The following is a 25,686-nucleotide window of genomic DNA, read 5'->3' as shown; positions in this document are numbered from 1 at the left end:
TCACTAGTGTCCATTTGGATCCAAATATTTCCGTCGAATAGGGTGCGAGTAGTGCCACAAAAGACCAGCCCTCTCAGTAGTATCAAGGTCAGCGGGCCGATTCCCGCTCACCTCGCACGTTCGGTGATCGAAGAAACGCTGCGCTCGGCAATTCTCGATGGGCGCATCCCTTGCGGCACCGCGTTGCGGCAACAGGATTTGGCCGATTTGTTCGGCGTCAGCCGCATGCCCGTGCGCGAAGCCTTGCGCCAGCTCGAAGCCCAGGCGCTGCTCAACGTTGTCGCCCATAAAGGCGCCGTCGTCGCACCGCTCGTGTCGGGTGATGCCGTGGAAACCTATGCACTGCGGATTCTGTTGGAGTCTGAAGCGCTGCGACTCTCCATTCCATTACTTGAGAAAGCAGACATTGAGCAGGCTGCCCGTCATATCGATGACATGGAAACAGAGAGCGATTACACGGAAATTGGACGGCTCAATCGCCTGTTCCATATGTCGCTGTACAGCAAGGCGCCAAACCGTCGATTGTTGAATCTGGTCGAAGAAGGGTTGAACGAAGAGGAACGTTTCCTGCGCTTCAATCTGGAAGCGATGGGCCTGGGCAAACTGTCCCAGGATGATCATCGAGCGTTGTTACTGGCCGTGGAAGACCGCGACATCGAGCGTGCGATAAAGATGCTCGAGAATCACCTCAACCGAGGTGTCGAAGTCATTACACGCTACCTCGCCAGCTCTGAAGCGCTTAACAAGAAAATCTCCCGGTAGACCGTGCCAGCAAACCTGAACGAGCAAGTATTACTGCTCGTTTTCGCTTGTCGCGACGGCGGCAAGCCCCCCCTCTAAAGCCTTGTCCTCGATTTCTCCCTCCCAAGCCCAACAATTGCACCGAGAAGTGACGTTTCGGTGATAGCCGCTGCCGCAATTTACGCTCACTCTTGGACTGCCAATAACGAATGAGCGGGCGACGCTACGCACCTGCGCAGCAGTTCCCCGCAACAAGAACCTAAGGAAGGAGTCTTGTCACGGGAAAGGAAGAACCGGCGTTGGTCCCTGCCAACTTCCACCCCTAAAACCACGTCAATGATTCAACTATGAAAGTTGCTTCGAGTGAGGCATTCACTCTTCATTTCAATTCTGACCCTCATGAGTCGGAAGGAGCAATTACACCTAAATAAAACTTCAAACTAAAGTTTTATTGGAACTTATCGCACCTGAAAAACATGCACGTTAACTTAATTAAAAAATGACTTGCCTGCAACTTTACTCGTGTATTAGTTTTTCTCCGCCGCACTGAGTGCCGGCCCGCTAGCCTTGACCTGCGGACTCACACCCACCCACACAGATCAATTAGCTTGAGGTACTTGCTCGCCCACAGAAATCTTTAAACGACGGACACTTATTGATCGCAACTTCCTGAATGACACTTCACCTAACTTATAGGCCCGCCCATGAAAAACAATAAAGACCGCCTCATCCAGAAAAAAGCCGAACTTAGTGCACACCCGATTTTCTCTGAAATACATTCGCTGTCGGTACTTCAACGCTTCATGGAAACCCATGTATTTGCCGTGTGGGATTTCATGTCACTGACCAAGCGCCTGCAACAGGAATTGACCTGCGTTCAACTGCCCTGGCTGCCACCACGAGACCCGCAGTCCGCGCGTCTGATCAACGAAATCGTGCTGGGTGAAGAGTCCGATGATCGTCCGGCTCAGGGCCATTACAGCCATTTTGAGTTGTATCTGGATGCGATGCGCGAAGTCGGTGCCAGCACCGTCGCTGTGGAGCGCTTTGTAGCGTTGCAACAGGAGGGCGTGAGTTTCGACATCGCGTTGCAAAGCGTGGAAGTCGATCCGGCAGCTGCGCAGTTCGTACGCCAGACCTTGCACACGGCATTGCATGCACCCGGACACAGCGTTGCCGCGGCGTTTTTGCATGGTCGTGAGAGCGTGATTCCGAAGATGTTCCAGCGAATTCTCGACGACTGGGGGATCGGCATTGAACAAGCGCCGACCTTCCGTTACTACCTGGAGCGTCACATCGAAGTCGACTCCGAAGACCACGGCCCGGCCGCAGAAAAGCTCCTCGCGCGGCTGATCGATGGTAACCCACAGCGCGAAGAGGACGTCTACGCCAGCGCCATTGCCGCCGTCGAAAGCCGCATCGCCCTGTGGGACGGCCTACGCCTGAGCATGGGCGAACCCATGCCTGAGGTGAGCGCATGAACGGGGCTGACTACCAATCCTTCGCCGACGCCTGGGAGAGCCGCGCGACCATCCGCACTCGCCCACGGCGGATGCTGGAACACGACGACAAGTTGATCTATCCCTTGAGCCGCCAACCGCTGGTGCTGTGCGAAACCTTCCTGCGCGAGTGCCCCGAGCAACGGGACTTCGCGCTGGTGCAGACGCTCTACAAGTTCATCAACGACGTGGTGATTTTCGAAACCGAGATCGTCGACAAGACTGCGCGCAGCATCGCCAAGAATCGCTTCGCCATGACCTTCCCGTTTGCCTGCCGTTACGACGCCATGACGGTGGTCGTGGACGAGGATTACCACGCGTTGGTGGCCATGGACTTCATGCAGCAGACCATCGCCATGACCGGTATCACACCGATCGTATTACCCGACGAAATCGAGCTCAGTCGAGCCATCCCGGCGGCCGTGGCGCTCGCGTCGGAACACCTGCGCAGCGCGGTCGAATTGATCTGCGTGGCCATTGCCGAAAACACTGTTACCGGTGATGTCGCGGCGTTCGCCAAGGACGACACAGTCAAGCAGTCGATCAAAGGGCTGATGGCGGATCACCTGCTGGACGAAGGTCGCCATTCCGGCTTCTGGGCGCGCCTCGTGCGCATCTACTGGCACACCGCGAATGAAGACGATCGCCATTGCATCGCGCAGATTCTTCCGGTGTTCATCCGTCATTACCTGACCAACGATATTCAGAAATCCTTCGACTTCCGGTTGATCGAGTCTTTGCAGATCAGCGAGGCGGCACGTCAGTCACTCAAGTGCGAAGTCGCGGGGCTGGCCTTCCCGATCAATCGCCACCACCCGCTGGTCACCAACATCGTGCGGTTTTTTCGCAACAGCTCACTGCTCGATTCACCGTGCGTGCAAGACGCGCTTAGCGATTACCTGGATTAACAAGGAGTACATCCATGAGACGTCTCGACATTTTGCTCATTGGGCAAAGCCAGGCCTTGACCGACCTGGCGCTGGAGCTTGAACAACACGGTCATTCGCTGGTGCGGTTCGACACGCTCAATGAGCAGCCGTCGTTTGATTTGCTGATCGACGATGCAAGTCTGCTGTTTGCCGGCTTTAGCTCAACGCCGCGACTGACGCTGCAACTGGGTATCGGTGGATCGGAGGCTGGCGGTTTGCCGTCGCTGAATGTGTTATGCACCTACAACTCGGCACTGTTAACGCGCGTATCAATCGCCGAGGAACCTTCCGGCAACGGCCAGGCATTGCGCCTGCGAGCGGTGGCAGAGTTGGTGGATCACGTTGCGCTGCTGGTCAGCCGCTTTTCCCGGGATTCAGCGTATTTTCTGCACGCTCAACCGGCAGCGCCTGCTCACTTTGAGCGGGTGGAAAATCTGTTGTGGCTCGAACACCTGGCCTTCGTCCATCAGCTCAACTTCACCGATCAACCCGGGCTGCTGACACTGGGCCAGATCCCGATGATCGAGCGCCTAGAACAACGCCTTCTTCAATCCGCCGAACGCCCCGCACTGACCATCGACGGTACGACGTTGAGCTATCGGCAACTGCATGCCCATAGCCGCGCTATCCAACAGCAATTACAGCCGCTGCTTGATAAGCATCAGGGACCGTTGGTGGTCGGGATCTGCCTGCCGAAATGCGGCGCGCTATATGCGGGGATTCTGGCGATTCTTGGCAGCGGTGCCGTGTATTTGCCGCTGGAGCCGAGCCACCCGCTGCAACGTCAGCAGTACATTCTTTCAAATGCCGGGGCTGTGCTGTTGCTGCATGACGGCCAGCATCCACTCGCTGACGACATGCCGGGACTGGACATCAGCCGCATCGACGTCGACGACGTGGACCTCCAACAGCCTTTGATGCGCCAGCGGCCCGATCTTGATGCGCCGTGCATGGCGCTCTATACCTCGGGCACCACCGGGCACCCCAAAGGCGTGTTGCTCAGTCAGGCCAATCTGGCGCACTTCACCGCGTGGTACGCCGACTACGTGCAGATCGCCGAACAGAGTCGTGTGTTGCAGTTTTCGTCGTTGAGTTTTGACTCGTCGCTGATCGACATTTTCCCGACCCTGCTTCAGGGCGCCGAGCTGATCGTGCCCAGTGACGATCAACGTCGCGATCCCTTGCAACTGGTTGAGCTGATCCGCCACCGCCAGCTCAGCCACGCGTTTTTGCCACCGGCACTGTTGAGCATTCTGCCGCTGGAGCAGTTGCAGGGTCTGGATCATGTGATGACCGGCGGCGACGTTTGCGAACCCTATGTGATCGAGCAAATGTCTCGGCAAGGGAAGCTCTACAACCTTTACGGCCCGACCGAGGCCACGGTGCTGATTACTGCGCGACAATTGCATACTGGCGACAACAATCGAACCCTCGGCGCACCGATTGCCAACAGCCAGGTGCTGATTCTCGATGAAAATTTTCAACCGGTGGCCAACCAAACCGTCGGTGAGTTGTACATCGTCGGACCGGGTGTGTGCCTGGGGTATTTGAACAATCCACAGCAGACCGCCGAACGCTATCTGAACCTGAGTGTTCCAGGCCGCCAACGCCTGCGCGCCTACCGAACCGGCGACATGGCGAAGTGGACCCGCGACGGCGTCGAGCTGTGTGGCCGGCGAGATCACCAAGTGAAGATTCGGGGCTTCCGAGTGGAACCGGAAGAGATTGAACGCTGCCTGCGCGACAGCCAGTTATATCGCCAAGTGGCGGTGGTCATCGACAGCCAGCGGCGCATTCTGGCGTTCCTCGCGCAGCCTCAGGAAGACCGGCTCGGCACCGCTCGCGAAGCCTTGAAGGCTCACGCGCTGCGGTTTTTGCCCGACTACATGCAGCCGGTTGCCTGGACCGAACTGCAAAGCATGCCCTTCGCCAGCAATGGCAAAGTCGACCGTAAAGCACTGCTTGCAATGCCTGTCAGTGTCCTGGGAAACACTACTCGGCGCGTACCCACCAGTGCCGATGAGGCACTGCTTCTGGCGATTTGGGCAGAGTTACTGGAGCTGCCGGCCAGTGACATTTCTACCGACGAAAGCTTCTTCAACCTCGGTGGTCACTCGATTCTGTTGTCGCGTATGTTGCTGCGATTGCGGGAGGAGTTTGGTCGCAGTATCTCGATCAACCGTTTCATCGAGTTACCGACGATTGCCAAGTTGGCGACCTTGGTGCGCGGCTCCGGCACTGAAGAAGTGCTGAGCGAAAAGGCCTTGGCCGATGCCTTTCGTGAGCTGGATATTCAGCCATTGCCCATTAGCCAAATGGGCGATGTGCACAAGGTGATCGTGACTGGCGCCAACAGTTTTGTCGGCGTGCACATTGTTGAGGCACTACTGGGTTGGGGTGCCACTGAAGTCGCATGCCTGGTGCGCGATGGTGGTGGGCAATCGGCGGCTGAACGCTTTGCTCATGCATTGCGCGAGAACCGTCTGGAACATCTCGACCTGAGTCGGGTGCAGGTGTATGCCGCGGACATCACTCGTCCGTCTCTGGGGCTGTGTCCCGAGGTTTACCAGCGCCTGGACCAGGAGTTCGGCGCACTGGTGCACAACGCTGCCAACGTCAATCACGTACTCGATTACGAGTCGCTGGCGCGGGACAACGTCGAACCAATTTTCGAGTGCCTCAGGTTGTGTGAAGGGCGCAGCAAGAAGGTTTTCAACTTCGTCTCGACGCTCTCGGCGTCCAGCACGATGACTGCCGATGGTCGGGTGCTGGAATTGCCCGCTGCGCAGACACCGCCGATCTATATCAAGAATGGCTACAACCTTTCCAAGTGGGTCGGCGAACGGATTCTTGAACGGGCGCGCGAGCGTGGGGTGCGGGTCAATCTCTATCGCCCGGGCAACATCAGTTTCAACAGCCTCACGGGTGTCTGTCAGCCACACAAAAACCGTTTGATGCTGATGCTCAAAGGCTCGATCCAGCTCGGCCAGGTACCGCAGTTCGCGCTGAATTTCGACCTGATGCCGGTGGACTTTCTCGCCCGGTTCATCGCCTTCCATGCCAGCCGCTATCAGCCTGAAAAAGCAGTGTTCAACCTGCACAACCCCGAACCCCTGAGCTGGGATGACTACGTGGTGTCCTTTCGCGAGGCTGGGCGGGAATTCTCCATGGTCAGCGTCGCTGACTGGCAACAGCAACTGGACCGGGTTGACAGTGACAACGCGCTGTTCGGCGTGCTCGGTTTTTACCTCAACGGCTTCGAGGAAGACATCGGCGATATCTCGATGATCGGCCACGACAACGCCCAGGCCGGCGTGCGACAGATGGGCGCGCATTACCCGGAAAAAACCCCGGCGCTGCTGCGTCGTGGCTGCGACTACCTGAAAGAAATCAACTTCATCTGACCCAACCGAAACGGAGCAAAACCATGAGCACTCTGCAACCCGATACCCTGATTAAAAATCCTCAAGGCTGCCACGTCGAGTCGTCTGTGGAAGTACCGGCCGATGCGGCGAAAGTCTGGGCAATCGCCGGCAACTTCGCCGGCTTCGATCAGTTCATCCCGGCGCTGTCGCATATCGAAATGACGGGCGAAGGCGTATCGTCCCTGCGAAAAAAATTCTTTAAGGACGGCAACTTGGTGGTTGAACAGCTCAATTCACGGGACGACCACGCGTTGAACATGACCTGGACCACGATCTACAACACGTTAGGCGTGGCCAATTTGTGGGCGGCCATGAGCGTTGAGCCGCTGGGCGTAGGTAAGTCCCGTGCGACTTGGACCATCATCGCCGAACCAGCACAGGGGGGCGTTGAAGCCTTGCCGGGGTTCAAGGATTTTGTGCAGGGGTTTGCCGATGATGCGATGAACAATGTGTTGAAGCTGTTTGCGTAAGGATTCGTTTTTGCAGCTTAAAACGACAAAACCCCTGTCTGCGTTAGCAGACAGGGGTTTCGGAATTCAATCTTGACGATGACCTACTCTCACATGGGGAAACCCCACACTACCATCGGCGATGCATCGTTTCACTGCTGAGTTCGGGATGGGATCAGGTGGTTCCAATGCTCTATGGTCGTCAAGAAATTCTGTGACCAGCCCGTTACAGCCGTAACGTGCCAGCAAAAAACGGTGACTTCTACTAAAACAAAACCCCTACCTGCATACGCAGATAGGGGTTTCGGAATTTAATCTTGACGATGACCTACTCTCACATGGGGAAACCCCACACTACCATCGGCGATGCATCGTTTCACTGCTGAGTTCGGGATGGGATCAGGTGGTTCCAATGCTCTATGGTCGTCAAGAAATTCGGTAGCCAGTTCGTGCTCTCTTGCGAGATCACGCTCCAGCGAATGGGTATGCAATAGATTTGTGCGTTGCTTTCGAACTTTCGGTTCTTTCGTCTTCACACACCGCAATCTGGCCTTTCGACGCAAATTGCTTGGGTGTTATATGGTCAAGCCTCACGGGCAATTAGTATTGGTTAGCTCAACGCCTCACAGCGCTTACACACCCAACCTATCAACGTCGTAGTCTTCGACGGCCCTTCAGGGGACTCAAGGTCCCAGTGAGATCTCATCTTGAGGCTAGTTTCCCGCTTAGATGCTTTCAGCGGTTATCTATTCCGAACATAGCTACCCGGCAATGCCACTGGCGTGACAACCGGAACACCAGAGGTTCGTCCACTCCGGTCCTCTCGTACTAGGAGCAGCCCCTCTCAAATCTCAAACGTCCACGGCAGATAGGGACCGAACTGTCTCACGACGTTCTAAACCCAGCTCGCGTACCACTTTAAATGGCGAACAGCCATACCCTTGGGACCGGCTTCAGCCCCAGGATGTGATGAGCCGACATCGAGGTGCCAAACACCGCCGTCGATATGAACTCTTGGGCGGTATCAGCCTGTTATCCCCGGAGTACCTTTTATCCGTTGAGCGATGGCCCTTCCATACAGAACCACCGGATCACTAAGACCTACTTTCGTACCTGCTCGACGTGTCTGTCTCGCAGTCAAGCGCGCTTTTGCCTTTATACTCTACGACCGATTTCCGACCGGTCTGAGCGCACCTTCGTACTCCTCCGTTACTCTTTAGGAGGAGACCGCCCCAGTCAAACTACCCACCATACACTGTCCTCGATCCGGATAACGGACCTGAGTTAGAACCTCAAAGTTGCCAGGGTGGTATTTCAAGGTTGGCTCCACGCGAACTGGCGTCCACGCTTCAAAGCCTCCCACCTATCCTACACAAGCAAATTCAAAGTCCAGTGCAAAGCTATAGTAAAGGTTCACGGGGTCTTTCCGTCTAGCCGCGGATACACTGCATCTTCACAGCGATTTCAATTTCACTGAGTCTCGGGTGGAGACAGCGCCGCCATCGTTACGCCATTCGTGCAGGTCGGAACTTACCCGACAAGGAATTTCGCTACCTTAGGACCGTTATAGTTACGGCCGCCGTTTACCGGGGCTTCGATCAAGAGCTTCGCGTTAGCTAACCCCATCAATTAACCTTCCGGCACCGGGCAGGCGTCACACCCTATACGTCCACTTTCGTGTTTGCAGAGTGCTGTGTTTTTAATAAACAGTCGCAGCGGCCTGGTATCTTCGACCGGCATGGGCTTACGCAGTAAATGCTTCACCCTCACCGGCGCACCTTCTCCCGAAGTTACGGTGCCATTTTGCCTAGTTCCTTCACCCGAGTTCTCTCAAGCGCCTTGGTATTCTCTACCCAACCACCTGTGTCGGTTTGGGGTACGGTTCCTGGTTACCTGAAGCTTAGAAGCTTTTCTTGGAAGCATGGCATCAACCACTTCGTGTTCTAAAAGAACACTCGTCATCAGCTCTCGGCCTTAGAATCCCGGATTTACCTAAGATTCCAGCCTACCACCTTAAACTTGGACAACCAACGCCAAGCTGGCCTAGCCTTCTCCGTCCCTCCATCGCAATAACCAGAAGTACAGGAATATTAACCTGTTTTCCATCGACTACGCTTTTCAGCCTCGCCTTAGGGACCGACTAACCCTGCGTCGATTAACGTTGCGCAGGAAACCTTGGTCTTTCGGCGTGGGTGTTTTTCACACCCATTGTCGTTACTCATGTCAGCATTCGCACTTCTGATACCTCCAGCAAGCTTCTCAACTCACCTTCACAGGCTTACAGAACGCTCCTCTACCGCATCACCTAAGTGATACCCGTAGCTTCGGTGTATGGTTTGAGCCCCGTTACATCTTCCGCGCAGGCCGACTCGACTAGTGAGCTATTACGCTTTCTTTAAAGGGTGGCTGCTTCTAAGCCAACCTCCTAGCTGTCTAAGCCTTCCCACATCGTTTCCCACTTAACCATAACTTTGGGACCTTAGCTGACGGTCTGGGTTGTTTCCCTTTTCACGACGGACGTTAGCACCCGCCGTGTGTCTCCCATGCTCGGCACTTGTAGGTATTCGGAGTTTGCATCGGTTTGGTAAGTCGGGATGACCCCCTAGCCGAAACAGTGCTCTACCCCCTACAGTGATACATGAGGCGCTACCTAAATAGCTTTCGAGGAGAACCAGCTATCTCCGAGCTTGATTAGCCTTTCACTCCGATCCACAGGTCATCCGCTAACTTTTCAACGGTAGTCGGTTCGGTCCTCCAGTTAGTGTTACCCAACCTTCAACCTGCCCATGGATAGATCGCCCGGTTTCGGGTCTATTCCCAGCGACTAGACGCCCTATTAAGACTCGCTTTCGCTACGCCTCCCCTATTCGGTTAAGCTCGCCACTGAAAATAAGTCGCTGACCCATTATACAAAAGGTACGCAGTCACCCAACAAAGTGGGCTCCCACTGCTTGTACGCATACGGTTTCAGGATCTATTTCACTCCCCTCTCCGGGGTTCTTTTCGCCTTTCCCTCACGGTACTAGTTCACTATCGGTCAGTCAGTAGTATTTAGCCTTGGAGGATGGTCCCCCCATATTCAGACAAAGTTTCTCGTGCTCCGTCCTACTCGATTTCATGACCAAGAGATTTTCGCGTACAGGGCTATCACCCACTATGGCCGCACTTTCCAGAGCGTTCCGCTAATCTCAAAGCCACTTAAGGGCTAGTCCCCGTTCGCTCGCCACTACTAAGGGAATCTCGGTTGATTTCTTTTCCTCAGGGTACTTAGATGTTTCAGTTCCCCTGGTTCGCCTCTTAAGCCTATGTATTCAGCTTAAGATAACCATCTTATGATGGCTGGGTTCCCCCATTCAGACATCTCCGGATCAAAGTCTGTTTGCCGACTCCCCGAAGCTTTTCGCAGGCTACCACGTCTTTCATCGCCTCTGACTGCCAAGGCATCCACCGTATGCGCTTCTTCACTTGACCATATAACCCCAAGCAATCTGGTTATACTATGAAGACGACATTCGCCGAAAATTCGCAATTTAACTCACAAATTTTACCTTAGCCTGAGCCGTTACCAGTGAAAGTAACGTTCAGTCTATCTTTCTATCACATACCCAAATTTTTAAAGAACGAACTAGTCAAAGACTAGAAATCAACATTCACCATCATCGCGATGGAATGCTCATTTCTAAGCTTTATACCGACAGAAGCAGTAGTGGTGGAGCCAAACGGGATCGAACCGTTGACCTCCTGCGTGCAAGGCAGGCGCTCTCCCAGCTGAGCTATGGCCCCGTATTTCTACAGGCGTTTCCCACACAAAATTGGTGGGTCTGGGCAGATTCGAACTGCCGACCTCACCCTTATCAGGGGTGCGCTCTAACCAACTGAGCTACAGACCCAATTTCGGGCTGCTTCTTTCGTCTTCTTCAATGAATCAAGCAATTCGTGTGGGAACTTATGGAGCAGCTGATGTCGTCGATTAAGGAGGTGATCCAGCCGCAGGTTCCCCTACGGCTACCTTGTTACGACTTCACCCCAGTCATGAATCACACCGTGGTAACCGTCCTCCCGAAGGTTAGACTAGCTACTTCTGGTGCAACCCACTCCCATGGTGTGACGGGCGGTGTGTACAAGGCCCGGGAACGTATTCACCGCGACATTCTGATTCGCGATTACTAGCGATTCCGACTTCACGCAGTCGAGTTGCAGACTGCGATCCGGACTACGATCGGTTTTCTGGGATTAGCTCCACCTCGCGGCTTGGCAACCCTCTGTACCGACCATTGTAGCACGTGTGTAGCCCAGGCCGTAAGGGCCATGATGACTTGACGTCATCCCCACCTTCCTCCGGTTTGTCACCGGCAGTCTCCTTAGAGTGCCCACCATTACGTGCTGGTAACTAAGGACAAGGGTTGCGCTCGTTACGGGACTTAACCCAACATCTCACGACACGAGCTGACGACAGCCATGCAGCACCTGTCTCAATGTTCCCGAAGGCACCAATCCATCTCTGGAAAGTTCATTGGATGTCAAGGCCTGGTAAGGTTCTTCGCGTTGCTTCGAATTAAACCACATGCTCCACCGCTTGTGCGGGCCCCCGTCAATTCATTTGAGTTTTAACCTTGCGGCCGTACTCCCCAGGCGGTCAACTTAATGCGTTAGCTGCGCCACTAAGAGCTCAAGGCTCCCAACGGCTAGTTGACATCGTTTACGGCGTGGACTACCAGGGTATCTAATCCTGTTTGCTCCCCACGCTTTCGCACCTCAGTGTCAGTATCAGTCCAGGTGGTCGCCTTCGCCACTGGTGTTCCTTCCTATATCTACGCATTTCACCGCTACACAGGAAATTCCACCACCCTCTACCATACTCTAGCTCGTCAGTTTTGAATGCAGTTCCCAGGTTGAGCCCGGGGCTTTCACATCCAACTTAACGAACCACCTACGCGCGCTTTACGCCCAGTAATTCCGATTAACGCTTGCACCCTCTGTATTACCGCGGCTGCTGGCACAGAGTTAGCCGGTGCTTATTCTGTCGGTAACGTCAAGACAGCAACGTATTAGGTTACTGCCCTTCCTCCCAACTTAAAGTGCTTTACAATCCGAAGACCTTCTTCACACACGCGGCATGGCTGGATCAGGCTTTCGCCCATTGTCCAATATTCCCCACTGCTGCCTCCCGTAGGAGTCTGGACCGTGTCTCAGTTCCAGTGTGACTGATCATCCTCTCAGACCAGTTACGGATCGTCGCCTTGGTGAGCCATTACCTCACCAACTAGCTAATCCGACCTAGGCTCATCTGATAGCGCAAGGCCCGAAGGTCCCCTGCTTTCTCCCGTAGGACGTATGCGGTATTAGCGTTCGTTTCCGAACGTTATCCCCCACTACCAGGCAGATTCCTAGGCATTACTCACCCGTCCGCCGCTCTCAAGAGAAGCAAGCTTCTCTCTACCGCTCGACTTGCATGTGTTAGGCCTGCCGCCAGCGTTCAATCTGAGCCATGATCAAACTCTTCAGTTCAAACATCTTTGGGTTTTTAAGAAACCCTAAACTTGGCTCAGCAATCGTTGGTTACATCTTTGATTTCTCGCGGAGTAACTTGTGATGCTGATAATCTTGTTGACTATCAGTCTGACTCCACAAGCACCCACACGAATTGCTTGATTCAGTTGTTAAAGAGCGGTTGGTTAAGATCTTTCGTCTCAACCGAGGCGCGCATTCTACAGCAGCCTCTGTTGCTGTCAAGCGGTTATTTTCAGAAGCTTTCAAAGTTTCCTTTGTAACTTCAACCACTTGCGCTTTCGATCTCTCGTCAGCGGGAGGCGAATTCTACAGCGTTACACGCTGCTGTCAACACCTCTTTTTCAACTCCTTTCGGGCTTCGATAAACTGAAGCCGCTTGCTGCCGAAAACTGCATAACTCTTTGTTTACCAAGGAGTTTTCCGTTTCGACTGCGCCGGAAGTGGGGCGAATTATAGACATCCAGAATCTGCCGTCAAGCATTGATTTTGCTTATCTATCAATAACTTGCCAGAAGGCTGAAAACCACCCGATTTGTCTCTATATAGAGGAGCAATATAGCTTCCCTCTATATAGAGAGAACCCTCAGAGCACCCCAGCCTCTTTGAAAGCTGCCACCGCACCAGCCCCCAGACCCAGCACACGCTGCAGAACCTCCTGCGTATGCTCGCCCAATAAAGGAGGAGCATTGCGGTACTCCACCGGGGTCTTGGACAGACGAATAGGGCTCGCCACCTGCGGCACCACCCCTGCCAACGCATGGGGCATTTCAATCGCCAACCCACGCGCCTTGACCTGCGGATCAGCAAACATCTGCGCCAGATCATTGATCGGACCACATGGCACACCAGCCTGCTCCAGCTGCAAGACCCATTCCGCAGTGGTCTTGAACACCGTCGCCTGACGGATCAGCGGAATCAATACCGCCCGATTCGCCACTCGCAGCTTATTGGTCGCGAAGCGCGGATCGTCTGCCCACTGCGACCGCCCCGCCACTTCGGCGAACTTGCGGAATTGACCATCGTTACCCACGGTGAGAATGAAGTCGCCATCCGCCGTAGGAAAGTCCTGATAAGGTACGATGTTCGGATGGGCGTTACCCAAGCGTTTCGGTGCATTGCCTGTCGTCAGGTAGTTCATCGCCTGGTTGGCCAGGCACGCGACCTGAACATCCAGCAATGCCATATCGATATGCTGCCCGCCACCATCGTGATCCCGATGCGCAAGCGCGGCCAGTATCGCCACCGTCGAGTAGAGCCCGGTCAAAATATCTGTCAGCGCCACACCAACCTTTACCGGTCCGCCACCCTCATCACCCTCCGGCCTACCTGTCAGGCTCATCAGACCGCCCAAGCCCTGGATCATGAAGTCATAACCCGCACGCTTGGCGTAGGGACCGGTCTGACCAAACCCGGTAATCGAGCAATAAATCAAATTCGGATTGATCGCCTTGAGCGACTCATAGTCCAGCCCATAAGCTGCCAGCCCGCCGACCTTGAAGTTTTCGATCAGGATGTCCGACTTTGCCGCCAACTCCCGCACCAACTTCTGACCTTCCGCACGCGTGAAGTCGATGGTGACCGATTGTTTGTTGCGATTGGCCGACAGGTAATAGGCGGCCTCGCTGGTGTTCTCACCATAGGCGTCTTTCAGGAAAGGAGGCCCCCAAGCGCGCGTGTCATCACCATTACCCGGGCGCTCGACCTTGATCACTTCGGCGCCAAGGTCCGCCAAGATCTGCCCGGCCCAAGGCCCGGCCAGTACCCGCGATAAATCCAGTACCCGCAGATGCGAAAGCGCGCCCATGGCCGTTCTCCTATTAATAGAACGCCTGGATGCCTGTCTGCGCGCGACCGAGAATCAGCGCGTGAACGTCATGCGTACCTTCGTAGGTATTCACCACTTCCAGGTTGACCAGATGGCGAGCGACACCGAACTCATCGGAGATGCCGTTGCCACCTAGCATGTCGCGCGCCATGCGAGCGATGTCCAGGGACTTGCCGCAAGAGTTGCGCTTCATCATCGAAGTGATCTCCACCGCCGCAGTGCCTTCGTCTTTCATACGCCCCAGACGCAGGCAGCCTTGCAGCGCCATGGTGATTTCCGTCTGCATGTCGGCGAGCTTCTTCTGGATCAGTTGAGTGGCAGCCAATGGACGACCGAACTGCTGACGATCCAGGGTGTATTGGCGAGCGGTGTGCCAGCAGAACTCGGCAGCACCCAGCGCCCCCCAGGAAATGCCATAACGCGCGGAGTTAAGGCAGGTAAAAGGACCTTTCAAACCACGGACGTCCGGGAAGATGTTCTCTTCAGGGACAAACACGTTGTCCATGACGATTTCGCCGGTGATGGATGCACGCAAACCAACCTTGCCATGAATTGCCGGAGTGCTCAGGCCTTTCCAGCCCTTCTCCAAAACAAAACCACGGATGTCGCCAGCGTCATCTTTAGCCCAGACCACGAACACATCAGCAATCGGGCTGTTGGTGATCCACATTTTGTTGCCGGTCAGGCTGTAGCCGCCTTCCACTTTGCGCGCACGAGTAATCATCGCGCCCGGGTCGGAACCATGGTTAGGCTCTGTCAGACCGAAGCAGCCAATCCACTCACCGGTGGCCAGTTTTGGCAGGTACTTCTGCTTCTGGGCTTCAGTGCCGAACTCATTGATCGGCACCATCACCAGCGAGGACTGCACGCTCATCATCGAGCGGTAGCCGGAGTCGACACGCTCCACTTCACGAGCAATCAGGCCGTAGCTCACATAGTTCAGGCCACTGCCACCATATTGCTCTGGGATAGTTGCGCCCAACAGACCAACTTCACCCATTTCACGGAAGATCGCTGGATCAGTCTTCTCATGGCGGAAAGCTTCGAGAACGCGCGGTGCGAGCGTCTGCTGAGCGAATTGCTCGGCAGTGTCACGAATCATGCGTTCTTCTTCAGTGAGCTGTTGATCCAGCAGCAGAGGATCGATCCAGTTGAAGCTCGCTTTACCGCCCATGAGTGTGTCCTCTCGTATCAGGGTCAAATTACGTGGACTGATCCTAGGCCGGGTTCGACTTTACGGCAAACGAGGATTTTGCATACTGTTGTGCTAATTTCTCACTCCGAAACATCGTAAAAGAGCTTTTATGCGATGCATTAGTGAGATTGACGTACATGCGCAGGAAAATCCCCAGCACTACAGCCCTGATCAGCTTTGAAGCGGCCGCACGCCACGAAAGCTTTACAAAAGCCGCCCTCGAGCTTTCGCTGACTCAAGGCGCCATTTGCCGACAGATCGCCAGCCTGGAGGAGTTCCTCAGCGTTGAGCTTTTCCGACGCTCGCGGCGTGGAGTGAAGCTGACGGAAGCCGGCCTTTCCTACAGCCGCCGCGTAGCAACACAACTTGATGCGGTAGAGCGGGACACGCTGTCAGTGATGGGGCAACAGGGCGCCAACGTGATCGAACTGGCAGTGGTTCCAACCTTTGGCACCCAGTGGCTGCTGCCGCGACTCAAAGACTTTCAACAAAAACACCCGGAAGTGACGGTCAACCTTACGAACCGTACTCGGCCCTTTCTGTTTGCCGACACCGACTTCGATGCAGCGATCTACTTCGGTGACGCCGACTGGTCAGGTACAGAATCCCACAGGTTGATGGGCGAAAATCCGATGCCTGTGTGCAGCCCCGCCCTACTGGGCAACAAGACAAATCTGTCACCCGTTGAGATCGCCGAACTCCCTCTGCTGCAACAGACCACCCGCCCCTATGCATGGCGTCAGTGGTTTAACTCGCAGAACCTCAATATCCCCAGGGACATGACAGGACCGCGCTACGAGCTATTCTCTATGCTTGCCCAAGCGGCCATGCACGACATGGGCATCGCGCTGATTCCACCGTTCCTGATTCAGCGTGAATTGGCGGAGAAGCGCCTGATGATTGCCAACCCACAGGCATTATCGAGCATCAAGGCTTATTACCTGATGATTCCCGAGCGAAAAGTGGAATCGGCGTCTTTAAAGGCATTTCGCGACTGGCTGCTCAATCAGGCGCACAGCTACAACCTAGAGGGATAAAGGCTTCAGCCAATTAGCTGACCCCGTAGTCAGCAAAATGAAAGCCCTACAGATATAACTATATGTCGCATATACACAGACTGTACGGACAAGCAGCACAAACGTCCCACAAGCGGCTGATGACGTGGCTTTGCGCCGCTATCGGCTGCCAATGACGCCTCATTCACCGTAAAGATATGTAATTTGCCAATATTCAACAAAACCCCGTACAAGTCACAGCCTGCAAGGGATTGAGCCCGGCAGTTGCGACATTCGGTCACGGGGTGACTTGTAGTTAATTTTCCGTCACCCGTCATAATCCCTTGAAGGGCACAAAGTTCGCCTGCAAAATGCCGCGCCCCGCCCTGATTCGGCGGGATCGTGCTGATCGGCCGCCCCAGCCGCACCATCCGAAGTGCCTGGGTTTACTCAATAAGATCACGCAGGAGATTTGACGTGCACATTGGTGTTCCTCTCGAAACCCAAACGGGTGAAACACGGGTTGCTGCAACCCCGGAAACCATCAAGAAGCTGATCGGCCAGGGTCATAAGGTCACTGTGCAAAGCGGCGCCGGCATTAATGCCAGTGTTGTCGACAGTGCTTATGAAGCGGCCGGCGCAACGATTGGCAGCGCCAACGATGCGTTCGGTGCCGAGCTGATTCTCAAGGTGGTCGCTCCCAGCGACAGCGAACTGACGCTGATTAAAAGCGGCACCGTTGTGGTGGGCATGCTCAATCCGTTCAGCAATGAAACCATCGCCAAGCTGGCCGAATGCGGCATTACCGCCTTCGCGCTGGAGGCCGCGCCACGCACCTCCCGCGCGCAGAGCCTGGACGTGCTGTCTTCCCAGGCGAACATCGCCGGCTATAAAGCCGTGTTGTTGGCCGCTCATCACTACCCACGCTTCATGCCGATGCTGATGACCGCTGCGGGCACTGTGAAAGCAGCGCGCGTGCTGATTCTGGGCGCCGGCGTGGCAGGTTTGCAGGCCATTGCAACCGCCAAGCGTCTGGGCGCAGTGATCGAGGCCTCGGACGTACGTCCTGCGGTGAAAGAACAAATCGAATCTCTGGGGGCGAAATTCGTCGACGTTCCTTACGAGACCGATGAAGAGCGCGAATGCGCCGTCGGTGTCGGCGGTTACGCGCGCCCAATGCCTGCCAGCTGGATGCAACGCCAGGCCTTGGCTGTACACGAACGCGCCAAGCAGGCTGACATCGTCATCACCACTGCACTGATCCCGGGCCGCAAGGCACCGACGCTGTTGAGAGCGGAAACCGTGGCGCAGATGAAGCCGGGCTCAGTAGTCATCGACCTTGCCGCGGCTCAGGGCGGCAACTGCCCGCTGACCGTGGCGGATCAGGTGGTGGTCGAAAATGGCGTGACCATTTGCGGCCCGACCAACCTGGCCGGCGCGGTGGCGGCAGATGCTTCGGCCCTGTACGCACGTAACCTGCTGGACTTCATGAAACTGTTGTTCGATAAAGAAGGACAACTGGTGATCAACCTTGAAGACGATATCGTCGCCGCGTGCCTGATGTGCCGCGATGGCCAGATCGTGCGCAAGAACGGCTGAGGATAAAAACAATGGAAGACATGCTGATCTCTCACGGTATCTACAACCTGATCATCTTCGTACTGGCCATCTATGTCGGCTATCACGTGGTCTGGAACGTGACACCTGCACTGCACACACCGCTGATGGCTGTCACTAACGCCATCTCGGCCATCGTGATCGTCGGCGCCATGCTCGCCGCCGCCCTCACCGTGACCCCGCTGGGCAAGACCATGGGCACCCTGGCCGTGGCCCTGGCCGCGGTGAACGTATTTGGTGGCTTCCTGGTGACCCGGCGCATGCTGGAAATGTTCAAGAAGAAAGCAGCTCCAGCAAAAGCGCCCTCAAAAGCTCCGGCCGCCAAGACCGAAGCAGTCAAGGCTGAGGTACAGCAAGCATGAGCATGAACCTGGTTACGTCCCTGTATTTGATCGCCTCGGTCTGCTTCATCCAGGCGCTAAAGGGCCTTTCGCACCCCACCACGTCGCGTCGCGGCAACCTGTTCGGCATGCTCGGCATGGGCCTGGCGATTCTGACCACGGTCGGCCTGATCTACAAGCTCGGTGCCGAACTGGCCCATGACGGTATCGTCTACGTGATCGTCGGCCTGCTGATCGGCGGCACTGTCGGTTCGATCATGGCCAAACGCGTTGAAATGACCAAAATGCCGGAGCTGGTCGCTTTCATGCACAGCATGATCGGTCTGGCGGCGGTATTCATCGCCATTGCAGCGGTGGTCGAGCCGCAATCCCTGGGCATCGTCCAGCAACTCGGTGACGCGATCCCGGCTGGTAACCGTCTGGAACTGTTCCTCGGTGCGGCGATCGGTGCAATCACCTTTTCCGGTTCGGTTATCGCTTTCGGCAAGCTCTCCGGCAAGTACAAGTTCCGCCTGTTCCAGGGCGCACCCGTACAGTTCGCCGGCCAGCATAAGCTGAACCTGCTGCTGGGCCTGGCGACACTGGCACTCGGCGTGAGCTTCATGCTGATCGGCAATCTCAGCGCCTTCGCGCTGATGCTGGCACTGGCCTTCGTTCTGGGTGTACTAATCATCATCCCGATTGGCGGCGCGGACATGCCGGTAGTCGTGTCGATGCTCAACAGCTACTCCGGCTGGGCAGCGGCCGGTATCGGCTTCTCGCTGAACAACTCGATGCTGATCATTGCGGGCTCCCTGGTGGGTTCGTCCGGTGCGATCCTTTCGTACATCATGTGCAAGGCGATGAACCGTTCGTTCTTCAACGTGCTGCTCGGCGGATTCGGCAATACCGCAGATGCGGCCGGCCCTGCTGGCTCGAAAGAAGCCCGCCCGGTCAAATCCGGTTCGGCTGACGACGCGACATTCCTGCTGACCAACGCCGACACCGTGATCATCGTTCCGGGCTACGGCCTGGCGGTTGCACGGGCGCAGCACGCGCTGAAGGAACTGACCGAGAAGCTGACCCATCGCGGCGTGACCGTGAAGTACGCGATCCACCCGGTTGCCGGTCGGATGCCTGGCCACATGAACGTTTTGCTCGCCGAGGCCGAAGTGCCTTACGACCAGGTGTTCGAGATGGAAGACATCAACTCCGAGTTCGGCCAGGCCGACGTGGTGCTGGTATTGGGCGCCAACGACGTGGTCAATCCGGCCGCGAAGAACGACCCGAAATCGCCGATTGCCGGCATGCCGATTCTGGAAGCGTTCAAGGCTAAAACCATCATCGTCAACAAGCGTTCGATGGCCAGCGGCTATGCCGGTCTGGACAACGAACTGTTCTACCTGGACAAGACCATGATGGTGTTCGGCGACGCCAAGAAAGTCATCGAAGACATGGTCAAAGCTGTCGAGTAACCTTCAGCGGCACACAGAACGCCCCGACTCGTCGGGGCGTTTTTGTTTGCGCAAAACGTCAGACAAAACTACGCTTTTGTTACCGATCCGGTAATGGTGTTTTGCTCTAAAGGCCCGGAATAGACACCTCATTTGCGACCTTGGTAGCGGGACAGAAGTCTACGTAATTCACTAGACTGCACGCCCTGCTACCCGTTGCCCGAGATAACAACCCATGTACCGAGACCGTATTCGCCTGCCATCCTTGTTGGATAAAGTGATGAGCGCCGTCGACGCCGCCGCTCTGATAGAGGACGGCATGACCGTCGGCATGAGCGGCTTCACCCGCGCTGGCGAAGCCAAAGCCGTCCCCCAGGCACTGGCCGAGCGCGCGAAGGTCTCGCCGCTCAAAATCACCCTGATGACCGGCGCCAGCCTGGGCAACGACCTCGACAAACAACTCACCGAAGCCGGCGTACTGTCACGACGCATGCCATTCCAGGTGGACAGCACCCTGCGCAAGGCTATTAATGCGGGCGAGGTGATGTTCATCGACCAGCACCTCTCGGAAACCGTGGAGCAATTGCGCAATCAACAACTCAAGTTGCCGGACCTTGCGGTGATTGAAGCGGTGGCGATCACCGAGCACGGCCATATTGTGCCGACCACGTCAGTTGGCAACTCGGCCAGCTTCGCGATTTTCGCCAAACACGTGATCGTCGAGATCAACATGGCGCATAACCCGAACCTCGAAGGCCTGCACGATATTTATATCCCGACATACCGTCCGACACGTACGCCGATTCCACTGGTGAAAGTCGATGACCGCATTGGCAGCACCGCCATCCCGATCCCGCCGGAGAAGATCGTCGCGATCGTGATCACCAATCAGTCGGATTCGCCGTCCACCGTATTGCCACCGGACGCTGAAACCCAGGCGATTGCCGACCACCTGATCAACTTCTTCAAGCAGGAAGTGGCGGCCGGGCGTATGACCAACAAGCTCGGCCCACTGCAGGCCGGTATCGGTACCATTGCCAACTCCGTGATGTGTGGCCTGATTGATTCGCCATTTGAAGACCTGACCATGTACTCCGAGGTGCTGCAGGATTCGACTTTCGACCTGATCGACGCCGGCAAGCTGAGCTTTGCGTCGGGCAGTTCGATCACGCTGTCGAGCCGTCGCAACGCCGATGTGTTTGGCAACCTGGAGCGCTACAAGGACAAATTGGTGCTGCGCCCCCAGGAAATCTCCAACCACCCTGAAGTGGTGCGTCGACTTGGCATTATCGGCATCAACACGGCGCTGGAGTTTGACCTCTATGGCAACGTCAACTCCACCCACGTCTGCGGCACGCGGATGATGAACGGCATTGGCGGCTCGGGCGACTTTGCGCGCAACGCGCATTTATCCGTCTTCGTCACCAAATCAATCGCCAAGGGCGGCGCAATCTCCAGCGTCGTGCCGATGGTCAGCCACGTCGACCACACAGAGCACGACGTCGACATCCTCGTCACCGAGATTGGCCTGGCGGATTTGCGCGGGCTGGCGCCTCGGGAACGGGCGCGGGTCGTCATCGACAACTGTGTGCACCCAGACTATCGCCAGGCCCTGGACGACTACTTCACCGCGGCTTGCGCAATCGGTGGTCACACGCCGCATATCCTGCGTGATGCGCTGAGCTGGCACATAAATCTGGAAGAAACGGGGCGCATGCTCAAGGTGTAATTGGTACAGATGGCAGCTGACGCAAACACAGTTTCGTCAGCCTGCTGCTGTCAGGCAGAAAACTGTTTAAAACTGTACTGCTGTACCGGTCATTCCCTACCGAAACAGCCCGCTTCTTTCGGCCAATTGCATAAAAACGCACCATATAGGTGCATATAGGTACAGTTGCCTCAATTTAGACCAGTACACCCCCTATTAACAGTTAACTGGTCCCTCACAATACAGGTGAACTGTATCTACAGAGACTAGCCAGACGAGAGGATCATGGGCACCAGTCAAACCACTACCTAATCCCGCCACAAGCGGAAGGATGTCAATCATGGAACGTACACTCAGTTCCGACCTGTTTTTCGAAGACACTACTGCAAAAACCCAGGCTTCCATGCCTCTGCGCGTTATCGCCAACCTGATGCTGTGGCAGCGCCGCATCTCCAGCCGCCATCAATTGGCTCGCTTGGATTCGCGTCTGCTGGCCGACGCAGGGATTAGCGAAGCACAGCGTTACGAAGAGTTGAGCAAGCCGTTCTGGCGCTGAGTTAGCGTCGCTGGCCCTGACCCATCGGGTCCACTGCCAGCAATCCAGATTGAAAAAACAAAGCCCGTCGTGGGAAACCACGACGGGCTTTGTCGTTTTCGTGCCTATCCAACCGAAAACAAACATTCCTTACATAAGACCGGTACAGTTTGTTATTTAAGTATCTGCACAAGTACAATTACTTGCGGTAGCGTTTACCTCAGCTTTAAGATTTGGAGATCCGCCATGCAGATCGCCTCAACGAACGGGATAAACCGTTTTACCGCTGTTTTCTGCCTGAACAGACAGAACCGTGCGAACAGATAAAAGCAGGCCTAAAATCAATCCGGAACGTGGCGGGACTGATCCCTCAGATACCTCGTCACCTCTCAATCGGTTCTTCCAAAGGAGTTTCACCATGTCCCGTCTTCGCCTGCTCAGCGCTGCAGCCCTGCTTGCCGTGGCTGCTAATTCCCACGCCACCAGTTTTGTCGTCACCACTGATGCTGTCGTCAAAGCATTCAAAGCCACGTCAGATGCTTCTTCCAACGTCACTTCTTCGTTTAAGGACGACAAGATTGTCTTGGCTGCTCGTGATGATGCCGCCAGCTTCGTTGCCAGCGAAGGTGCCATCCGCGGGGTAAAACTCGAAAGCGCCCTCGATCACATCCGCCACCAGGCTCCGCAACTAAATGCAACAGATGCGCAGCTGGCACAAGCCATCCTGATCCTCTAAGCGAGCCCTGACGTGGGACACGCCCAACGTGTCCCCATGTTTCGGCGCTGGCTCTAGACCGGACCTTACGCTAGCCTTGCGACACGCTTTCAGCTGTCGAGTCTCATGCATTTTCATCCAAAGCTGTTGATCATTCCGGTCATTCTTGTGGCCTGCTGGTCAGGCTCGGCCCACGCCTTCGATGCCTTTAATTTTTCTACTCAAGGCACTGTGGCCAGTGGTTATGGCACCCGTCTGGTGACCTCCGCGCCCTTCGACCGTAAACTGCTGCTTGCCGCTCACGATGATGCAGCGGCATTCATCGCCAGCGATGGCCAATTGCGAGGAGCGCAACTGGAGTCCGCCCTGATATATCTGCGCCATACCCAGCCAAAACTTCCTGCAAGCGACCTTGAACTGGCACAAGCAATTCTCGTCCAATAGTTATCCTTGTTTCTCCGGAGTTGTTCCATGCGTAACCCGCTGATTGCTGGCACCCTTGGCCTGCTGTTGTTGGCCGACGTGGCCCAGGCCCATACCCTGGTTGCCACCAGTAACATGCTCATTCGTGCCACTCAGCGCACGCTTGATTTCACCTCTGATACCACCACCTCTATTCGGGACTTGAAGATCATTCGCGAAGCCCAGGACGATGCAGCGAGTTTCGTGGCCAGCGACGGCGATATCCGCGGCGCTCACCTCGAAGCGGCTTTCAATACTCTGCGCGTTCGCGTGCCGGAAGCCCGGGATGCCAGTGATCAGGCACTCGCCGAAGCCATCCTCGCACTGTGAAGCCGTCAGCCGCGTGGCTTATGGCAGGGGTCATGATGCTGTTCGGCAGCACAGCCCACGCAAGCCTGCAATTACAGCTCAAAACGCAAGGTCTTAGCCCGGCACAACAGCAAGCCAGTCAGGCACTGCTCGATGAAGCCATGCAGGCGCTACCGCCGCGGTTCATCGAGCAACTGGACCGGCGTATCGACGTCGGCTGGACCGATGACATGCCGAGCAATGCTTACGGCCAAGCGTCGTTGGTATCCGAACTCGACTTGAACCTTAAACTGCTGGCCAGCCTCACCGACGGCAGCGCGGCGAGCAAGAAGACCACCCGCCCCCATGGCACTGTCCGCCGTGAAATGCTTGCCACCGTACTGCACGAACTCACCCACATCTACGATCGCTCGCGCCTGTGGCCAGACGCGGAACGCAAACTGATTCAACACTGTACCCGGCGCAACAGCAGTTCAGGACTTGTGGGTATTGCAGATCAGTGTCGTGGCCAGACCGATCGACGCTTTACCCTCAGCGACGATCCACGCCTGCTCGACCTTGCAGGTTGGCAACAATACGTAGGCCGCCGCGGCGAGCGTGAGCAGCACAACCGACAGATCGCCCGCAGTCCGGACATTTACGAAACGAGCAGCCCGAAAGAGTTCGTCGCGGTCAATATGGAGTATTTCCTCCTCGACCCGAGTTACGCTTGTCGTCGCCCGGCGCTGTATCGCTACTACCAGGAGCACTTTGGCTGGGCACCGGCGACCAAAAACACCTGCGCCAAAACCGTCGCCTTTCTCAACGCCGGCAATGATTTCGCCAAGCAACCCCTTGGGCATGTCGATCCGGAACGAGTCTATGCCGTCGACTATCTGCTGGCCGAAGCCAATCAGAACTGGGTCAGCCGCTGGGGCCACAGCATGTTGCGGTTGGTGATCTGTGCGCCAGGGCGACCACGCGGCCCAGACTGCCGTCTCGATCTTGACCAGCATCTGGTCTTGTCCTACCGCGCCTTCGTTGGGGACGTGCAGCTTTCGAGTTGGGACGGACTTGTCGGTAAATACCCGTCGCGTCTGTTTGTCCTGCCGCTCGCACAGGTCATCGATGAATACACCAAGACCGAACTGCGCAGCGTGGCCTCGGTGCCTCTGAACCTGTCGCGCAGCGAGATCGAAAATGTCGTGGAACATGCCGCCGAGATGCACTGGAGTTATGACGGCAACTACTTTTTCCTGTCGAACAACTGTGCGGTAGAAGACCTTAAACTGCTCCGCAGCGCCACCAACAATGCACAACTGGTCGGGCTGGATAACATCATGCCGAACGGCCTTCTGGAAGTGCTCAAAGGGCGTGGACTGGCAGATACCAGCGTGCTTGACGACCGACGCGAAGCACTCCGACTGGGCTATCGCTTCGATTCCTTCCGCGATCGCTATCAAGCCATGTTCGACGTGCTGAAAAAGCGCTTGCCGATCAAGCAGGACAAAGTCGAAGACTGGTTGGCATTGAAAGCGGTAGAGCGCCGGCAATGGTTCGAACAAGCAGACCTGCGCGCCAGTGCCGCATTGATGCTGTTGGAGCAGGCAGCCTTCCGCCAACAAATGCTGCTGGCCCAAGACGAAGTAAAACAGCGCTACCTCGGCGCTCGGAACCTGGAAAACGGCGGCATGGACAAGGCTAATGCGACCTTGAAACAGATACTCGCCAATAGCGGCTATCTCAGCCGTCCGGCTGAACTGTTGGGCAGTAGCGGTTATGGATTGCCCCAACCCAGTGAATGGCAACGCCTGGAGTCGGAGAGCAGCCTGCGCCAAAAGCAGCTCCTGGTGTTGACGGGGGATCTGGACAAGGAAGTGCGAGCATTGCTCGAACCCGCCCGTGCCGCCGAAATGGAAGCCAATGAAGCCAACCTGAAACAGGTTGGCGAACATCTGAGAAAACTGCACAAAGCAGCAGGCGGGTTGGAACTGCCGTAAAAAAGGGCTTCAGAACAC

Annotated in this window: 17 protein-coding genes, 2 tRNA genes and 4 rRNA genes; 15 read left to right on the top strand and 8 right to left on the bottom strand. The window is 55.9% G+C overall.

Annotation, left to right across the window (positions count from 1 at the left end):
• The first annotated feature begins 51 nt into the window (after positions 1-51).
• From AC3ISI_RS00600 to AC3ISI_RS00580, 5 genes are all read left to right on the top strand, one after another.
• On the top strand, positions 52-762 hold the full coding sequence (locus tag AC3ISI_RS00600) for a GntR family transcriptional regulator (protein WP_489335005.1): 711 nt from the start codon (positions 52-54) through the stop codon (positions 760-762).
• A 683-nt stretch (positions 763-1,445) separates the two neighbouring features.
• Entirely contained in the window at positions 1,446-2,222 is a 777-nt protein-coding gene (locus AC3ISI_RS00595) for a DUF3050 domain-containing protein (protein WP_489335004.1), read from the top strand.
• Positions 2,219-3,148, top strand: coding sequence for a diiron oxygenase (locus tag AC3ISI_RS00590; protein ID WP_489335003.1), 930 nt, complete (start codon positions 2,219-2,221; stop codon positions 3,146-3,148). Before AC3ISI_RS00595 ends, AC3ISI_RS00590 begins: the two co-directional genes overlap by 4 nt.
• A 14-nt stretch (positions 3,149-3,162) precedes the next feature.
• Positions 3,163-6,573 carry an amino acid adenylation domain-containing protein gene (locus tag AC3ISI_RS00585; protein ID WP_489335002.1) on the top strand — a complete coding sequence of 1,137 codons (3,411 nt, stop codon included), beginning with the start codon at positions 3,163-3,165 and terminating at the stop codon, positions 6,571-6,573.
• 23 nt (positions 6,574-6,596) lie between these two features.
• Positions 6,597-7,064 carry an SRPBCC family protein gene (locus AC3ISI_RS00580; RefSeq protein WP_489335000.1) on the top strand — a complete coding sequence of 156 codons (468 nt, stop codon included), beginning with the start codon at positions 6,597-6,599 and terminating at the stop codon, positions 7,062-7,064.
• A gap of 70 nt (positions 7,065-7,134) precedes the next feature.
• Here the strand turns inward: AC3ISI_RS00580 and rrf (AC3ISI_RS00575) are convergent.
• The 8 genes from rrf (AC3ISI_RS00575) to AC3ISI_RS00540 all read right to left on the bottom strand — a co-directional run bounded on the left by rrf (AC3ISI_RS00575) (position 7,135) and on the right by AC3ISI_RS00540 (position 15,553).
• Positions 7,135-7,250 (bottom strand): 5S ribosomal RNA (rrf, locus tag AC3ISI_RS00575).
• Positions 7,251-7,358: 108 nt separating this feature from the next.
• Positions 7,359-7,474: ribosomal RNA gene (gene rrf / locus AC3ISI_RS00570) — 5S ribosomal RNA — on the bottom strand.
• Between the two features lie 148 nt (positions 7,475-7,622).
• Positions 7,623-10,514: ribosomal RNA gene (locus tag AC3ISI_RS00565) — 23S ribosomal RNA — on the bottom strand.
• A gap of 236 nt (positions 10,515-10,750) precedes the next feature.
• A tRNA-Ala gene (locus AC3ISI_RS00560) sits at positions 10,751-10,826 on the bottom strand.
• Between the two features lie 30 nt (positions 10,827-10,856).
• Positions 10,857-10,933: transfer RNA gene (locus tag AC3ISI_RS00555), tRNA-Ile, on the bottom strand.
• Between the two features lie 81 nt (positions 10,934-11,014).
• Positions 11,015-12,551 (bottom strand): 16S ribosomal RNA (locus tag AC3ISI_RS00550).
• Together the 16S, 23S and 5S rRNA genes with 2 tRNA genes alongside form the textbook arrangement of a ribosomal RNA operon.
• Before the next feature lie 586 nt (positions 12,552-13,137).
• On the bottom strand, positions 13,138-14,358 hold the full coding sequence (locus AC3ISI_RS00545; RefSeq protein WP_489334999.1) for a CaiB/BaiF CoA transferase family protein: 1,221 nt from the start codon (positions 14,356-14,358) through the stop codon (positions 13,138-13,140).
• 13 nt (positions 14,359-14,371) lie between these two features.
• Positions 14,372-15,553 (bottom strand): acyl-CoA dehydrogenase, encoded by a 1,182-nt coding sequence (locus AC3ISI_RS00540; RefSeq protein WP_489334998.1) that lies wholly within the window; start codon positions 15,551-15,553, stop codon positions 14,372-14,374.
• 158 nt (positions 15,554-15,711) lie between these two features.
• On the opposite strand from AC3ISI_RS00540, the gene AC3ISI_RS00535 reads away from it, so the two are divergent.
• The 10 genes from AC3ISI_RS00535 (at position 15,712) to AC3ISI_RS00490 (ending at position 25,668) form a co-directional block, all read left to right on the top strand.
• Positions 15,712-16,611: a LysR family transcriptional regulator gene (locus AC3ISI_RS00535; RefSeq protein ID WP_489337807.1), complete on the top strand. Its 900-nt coding sequence runs from the start codon at positions 15,712-15,714 to the stop codon at positions 16,609-16,611.
• 435 nt (positions 16,612-17,046) lie between these two features.
• Entirely contained in the window at positions 17,047-18,168 is a 1,122-nt protein-coding gene (locus AC3ISI_RS00530) for a Re/Si-specific NAD(P)(+) transhydrogenase subunit alpha (protein ID WP_489334997.1), read from the top strand.
• Positions 18,169-18,179: 11 nt separating this feature from the next.
• The gene (locus AC3ISI_RS00525; protein WP_489334996.1) at positions 18,180-18,548 is read left to right on the top strand and encodes an NAD(P) transhydrogenase subunit alpha part 2; all 369 of its coding nucleotides are present in this window, start codon (positions 18,180-18,182) and stop codon (positions 18,546-18,548) included.
• A complete protein-coding gene (locus AC3ISI_RS00520) occupies positions 18,545-19,981 on the top strand; it encodes an NAD(P)(+) transhydrogenase (Re/Si-specific) subunit beta (protein WP_489334995.1) in 1,437 nt (478 codons plus the stop codon). Before AC3ISI_RS00525 ends, AC3ISI_RS00520 begins: the two co-directional genes overlap by 4 nt.
• 214 nt (positions 19,982-20,195) lie before the next feature.
• The gene (gene scpC, locus AC3ISI_RS00515; RefSeq protein WP_489334994.1) at positions 20,196-21,689 is read left to right on the top strand and encodes a succinyl-CoA:acetate CoA-transferase ScpC; all 1,494 of its coding nucleotides are present in this window, start codon (positions 20,196-20,198) and stop codon (positions 21,687-21,689) included.
• 319 nt (positions 21,690-22,008) lie between these two features.
• A complete protein-coding gene (locus tag AC3ISI_RS00510) occupies positions 22,009-22,224 on the top strand; it encodes a DUF1127 domain-containing protein (protein ID WP_489334993.1) in 216 nt (71 codons plus the stop codon).
• Positions 22,225-22,621: 397 nt separating this feature from the next.
• The gene (locus AC3ISI_RS00505; protein ID WP_489334992.1) at positions 22,622-22,939 is read left to right on the top strand and encodes a DUF2388 domain-containing protein; all 318 of its coding nucleotides are present in this window, start codon (positions 22,622-22,624) and stop codon (positions 22,937-22,939) included.
• A gap of 105 nt (positions 22,940-23,044) precedes the next feature.
• Positions 23,045-23,362, top strand: a complete 318-nt coding sequence (locus AC3ISI_RS00500; protein WP_489334991.1) for a DUF2388 domain-containing protein — start codon at positions 23,045-23,047, stop codon at positions 23,360-23,362.
• Positions 23,363-23,389: 27 nt separating this feature from the next.
• A complete protein-coding gene (locus AC3ISI_RS00495) occupies positions 23,390-23,710 on the top strand; it encodes a DUF2388 domain-containing protein (RefSeq protein ID WP_489334990.1) in 321 nt (106 codons plus the stop codon).
• Positions 23,707-25,668: a DUF7844 domain-containing protein gene (locus AC3ISI_RS00490; protein WP_489334989.1), complete on the top strand. Its 1,962-nt coding sequence runs from the start codon at positions 23,707-23,709 to the stop codon at positions 25,666-25,668. The genes AC3ISI_RS00495 and AC3ISI_RS00490 overlap by 4 nt, the downstream gene beginning before the upstream one ends.
• The last annotated feature ends 18 nt before the right edge of the window (positions 25,669-25,686 follow it).

Source organism: Pseudomonas sp. GL_139_B, from assembly GCF_057834475.1.
This window is presented reverse-complemented; position numbering and strand designations above follow the sequence as displayed.